The 363-nt window shown below is 73.0% G+C and carries 1 pseudogene; it reads right to left on the reverse strand.

The features are described 5' to 3' along the window. A pseudogene (locus AC5RUJ_RS18720) lies at nucleotides 1–363 on the reverse strand (ABC transporter); the annotation flags it as partial.

Below are 363 nucleotides of genomic sequence, written 5' to 3' on the forward strand. Positions count from 1 at the left end.
CGCGCATTTGCGGCCCGGGCACGGGCCACGAACCGCGCGATCACGCCCGATGCCAGCGCCAGCACCACCCCGGCGAGGATCCCGGCGGCCAGCAACAAGGTCGGCACCGGGAAGCCTTCGACCGTTGGTGTCTCAGGGACCGCAAACTGCAGGTAGCCCAGCGCGGCGATGCCAAGGAGCCAGAGCGCTCCGGCCAAGGCGGCTGCGAGGGCGAGCCACTGGAGCAGGCCGAAAACCGGCCACCACCACGACGCACGGTCGGAGCGCAGGTCCGTGCCCACCAGGGCCTGGTCCAAGTCGTCCGGAAGCGTTTCCTCCGCGGATCGTGCCGCCCGGCGGATGGCCGCGCGCCAGGGGGCGGCG

Source organism: Arthrobacter sp. Y3223164 (assembly GCF_059091005.1).